Origin of the sequence: Luteococcus sp. (genome assembly GCF_043424415.1) — a bacterium.
GTDB lineage: Bacteria > Actinomycetota > Actinomycetes > Propionibacteriales > Propionibacteriaceae > Luteococcus.
The window spans coordinates 1-2,553 of record NZ_JBHWOO010000078.1; the positions used below are offsets into that span (position 1 = coordinate 1).

Annotated in this window: 5 protein-coding genes and 1 pseudogene; 3 read left to right on the forward strand and 3 right to left on the reverse strand. The window is 66.0% G+C overall.

Annotated features, from left to right (window positions below; genetic code table 11):
* Positions 1-302, reverse strand: a pseudogene (locus ACHFFZ_RS04800) (alkene reductase); the annotation flags it as partial.
* A gap of 368 nt (positions 303-670) precedes the next feature.
* On the opposite strand from ACHFFZ_RS04800, the gene ACHFFZ_RS04805 reads away from it, so the two are divergent.
* Positions 671-877 (forward strand): antitoxin MazE-like protein, encoded by a 207-nt coding sequence (locus ACHFFZ_RS04805; RefSeq protein ID WP_394275524.1) that lies wholly within the window; start codon positions 671-673, stop codon positions 875-877.
* Positions 874-1,200, forward strand: a complete 327-nt coding sequence (locus ACHFFZ_RS04810) for a type II toxin-antitoxin system PemK/MazF family toxin (protein ID WP_394275525.1) — start codon at positions 874-876, stop codon at positions 1,198-1,200. Before ACHFFZ_RS04805 ends, ACHFFZ_RS04810 begins: the two co-directional genes overlap by 4 nt.
* A gap of 84 nt (positions 1,201-1,284) precedes the next feature.
* Here ACHFFZ_RS04810 and ACHFFZ_RS04815 read toward each other — a convergent pair whose 3' ends face one another.
* Positions 1,285-1,605 (reverse strand): Imm51 family immunity protein, encoded by a 321-nt coding sequence (locus ACHFFZ_RS04815; protein ID WP_394275526.1) that lies wholly within the window; start codon positions 1,603-1,605, stop codon positions 1,285-1,287.
* A gap of 166 nt (positions 1,606-1,771) precedes the next feature.
* Here ACHFFZ_RS04815 and ACHFFZ_RS04820 point away from each other — a divergent pair, with 166 nt between their 5' ends.
* Positions 1,772-2,266 (forward strand): alpha/beta fold hydrolase, encoded by a 495-nt coding sequence (locus tag ACHFFZ_RS04820; RefSeq protein ID WP_394275527.1) that lies wholly within the window; start codon positions 1,772-1,774, stop codon positions 2,264-2,266.
* Between the two features lie 10 nt (positions 2,267-2,276).
* Here the strand turns inward: ACHFFZ_RS04820 and ACHFFZ_RS04825 are convergent.
* Positions 2,277-2,553 (reverse strand): hypothetical protein (locus tag ACHFFZ_RS04825; protein WP_394275528.1); only part of this gene is annotated, 277 nt, incomplete at its 5' end.

Below are 2,553 nucleotides of genomic sequence, written 5' to 3' on the forward strand. Positions count from 1 at the left end.
TGCATGATCTGCATGACGATGGTGCCGCCGGCGGCGTGGACGGCGTCGGCGACCCGTCGCCAGCCGGCGACCTGATCGTCGGTGTGGATGCCCGCCTGTCCGATGAAGGCCTGCCCGACCGCGCTGGTGCGGGTGCCCTCGGTCATCACCAGGCCGGCCGTGGCGCGCTGCGCGTAGTACTCGACGTGCAGGTCGGAGGGCACGCCGTCGGTACCGGCACGCGACCGGGTCAGCGCCGCCATCGTCACGCGGTTCTTCAGCTGCAGGGCGCCCGCGGTCGCGGGGGCAAAGAGGTCAGTCACGGGTCCGTCTTTCCATCGGTGGTGTTGTCCGGAAGCACAACAGTCGATGTGGCTCGGTCATTCCCGCCCCGACGAGATCCGACCGGTTTCCGCGCCTGGGCGCCCTGTCCGTCGACCTGCAGGCCCTCGCTCAGGACCGTAGAAGGGCTCGGCGTCCACCGTGCACGTCGGAGGATGACTGGGCACTCGGTGCAGCACATGCCCAGTGAGCTTTGGATGTGCGGAGTCGGCCCAGCTGGAGCCGATCACAGGCTGGTTGTAACCGGACGAACGGTCGACGCGCATGGGGGGCATGCCGTGCAGGCGACCATGGGCTCTGGTGGAACATAGGCCTTCCATCCTCCTTCGTTACATGTAACATTTGGAGCATGTCAGTCCAGCAGCGTGTCAGTGAGCACCGCCGCCGAATGCGGGAGAGGGGCTATCGTCCGGTCCAGATCTGGCTCCCTGACGTGCGCAGCAGTGCCTTCGCGGAGGAGGCACGCCGGCAGGCGTCGCTGGTGGCCATCCAGGACCGGGAGCTCGACGACCAGAACTTCATGGAAGCGGTGAGCGTGGATTGGGGTGACGAGTGAGGCGCGGCGAGTTGTGGACGGTCGCCGGTGGTGTTTACGCGAGCAAACCTCGTCCCGCACTGATCCTGCAGGACGACGTGTTCGAGGACACGGATTCGGTCACCGTCCTGCCGCTGGCATCGACGCTGACCGATGCGCCGCTGCTTCGTTACCGGGTCGCGGCGAACGAACTTTCCGGTCTGCGCCGGGACAGTGACGTCATGGTGGACAAGCTGATGACTGTGCGCCGCAGCAACGTCCAGGACCGTGTGGGGCGTCTGGGCAGCCAGCAGATGCTGGACCTGGAACGGCTCGTGGCCACTTTTCTCGGGCTCGCGAGCTGACCCCTCCCCGCGCTGTGTTTCCGCGGCTTCTTGGCAACCCGCACAGGAGACCCGTAGTTCCCTTCGCGCACGGAATGCGGACGATCAGTCCTCGAGTTCTTCTCCTTGGGCCTCAGCGTCCTCAATCAGCTTGGTCAAGGCTCCCTCGTCGGAGAGGACAGGATCCAACAGCGCCTGCAACTCGACCAAATCAGCCTGCGACCCGTATGCGCAGAACATGCTGCCCTCGGAGTCCAGCTCGAGACGCCCGCACAGTTCTGGAGCCAGAAAGGTTGCGACGCTTTCCCAGAAGTGTCCGTTTGCCTCAAAGCCTCTGGAGATCGCCGCCGCGTCCCCAGGAAGTCCGCCGCAGTCGAAGCTCAGGTAGTGATCCCCGTCAATCTGCTGCAAACGTGTGTAGTTCATTGCTCAAGACTAGAGGGCGGGTCCACCTGTGCGTGGGACCTTCGGTTCCGTCGCGCTGTGGGCTGGTCAAGATCCACCAATTCGCTATGACTGAATGCCTTCAGGGCTCCTTTTGCCATGCACGGCCCTTTCCAGTGCGCACGCGCAAAGATCGAATTGGCCGAGGATGGGTATTCCGCGCAACCACCCCGTGACCTGGAATCCCTGGGCTCACGGGAATGGAGCCAGACCACCGGTCGTCCTCGAGTCAGGACTGGGGCTCAGCGGACTGTGCTGGGCGCCGGTGGCGAACCTGCTGGGCGGTCGAGTCAGGGTCGTGGCCTACGACCGCGCCGGCTACGGCACGAGCACGCCGGGCGTTGGAGCCCGAACCCTCGACGCCCTGGCTGCCGGCCTCGTCCGTGTCATCGAGGCCCAGGATGCGCGAGACGTGGTCCTCGTCGGCCACAGCTGGGGCGGGCCGATCGTGCGTCGAGCTGTGCAGCTCATGCCCGCTGGGGCCGTGTCCGCGCTGGTGCTCGTGGACCCGTCGCGGCAAACCCCAACTGGCGTCTGGTCGCAGCGTCCGGATCAACCCACCACGTGTTGTTCACGCAGCCGCAGCTCCTGGCGGGCGAGATCCTGCGGGCGTGCGGCCATCGAGTCGGAGAGTCTGGCTTGACGGTCGGGCCTCAGGAAATGGTGACGCCGAGCCGTGCGAGGGCGTGCCTGATTCGGGCCAGGGCCTCCTCGGGCGTGCACCACCCGACGAAGATGGCCTGGGTTGCGCCCTCGGCCATCAGGGTGAGGTCCAGGGCCGCGCCGTCAATGTCCTCGATGGTGGCTCCCTGTGCCCGAAGGCACTGTCCCACCTCAGTCTGGACGCCTCGTCGAGCCTCTGTGAGGGCTTCCGCGATCCACGGGTCCGTGACGCTGGCGGCCACATAGGAGAAGTAGATGCTGGTTCCC